The organism is Adlercreutzia muris, assembly GCF_041223505.1.
In the GTDB taxonomy this organism is placed as follows: Bacteria; Actinomycetota; Coriobacteriia; order Coriobacteriales; family Eggerthellaceae; genus Adlercreutzia; species Adlercreutzia muris.
Genome location: NZ_JBCLQK010000025.1, coordinates 1 through 587, shown reverse-complemented (window position 1 = coordinate 587; position 587 = coordinate 1). Strand labels below are relative to the sequence as shown.

The window sequence follows — 587 nt, the reverse complement described above, 5'->3', positions numbered from 1 at the left end:
TTCATCTGGGGCGGCCGCATTCTCGTCGGCTTCGGCGCCAGCTTCATGATCCCCTCGGTGCTGGGCCTTATCCCCTTCATCTACCACGGCAAGAACCGCGTGCTGGCCTTCGGCTGCATCGGCGCCGCCTCGGGCCTGTCGGCCTTCCTGCCGCTGTTCCTGGGCATCGTCATGCAGTTCGGTGGCTTCCGCGTCACCTACGGCGTGCTGGCCGTGTACTTCGTGCTGGTGCTCGCCCTCTCGCTCAAGCTGCCGGCTATCCAGAAGCCCGCTGAGAAGCTGAAGTTCGACGGGCTCGGCACCGGCATCGCCGCCGTGGGCCTGTTCCTGTTCCTCGTGGGCCTGTCCCGCATCTCCGCCTGGGGCCTCATCGAGCCCTTCGCCGAGTGCCCCTTCACCATCTTCGGCATCTCGCCGGCCCTGCCCATGGCGGTGCTCGGCCTGATCCTGCTGGTCATCCTGGTGCCGGTGGAAAAGCGCGTGGAGGAGAAGAACGGCATCGCGCTTCTGCCCCAGTCCTTCCTGAAGACCCCCCAGGTGCGCGCCGGCCTCGTGGCGAGCGCCATCACCTTCTTCTTCATGGGCGT

1 protein-coding gene is annotated in these 587 nt (G+C 66.6%); it reads left to right on the top strand.

Annotated features, from left to right (window positions below):
- On the top strand, window positions 1–587 hold a 587-nt coding region (locus tag AAK988_RS11315; protein ID WP_369880774.1), incomplete at both ends, for a hypothetical protein.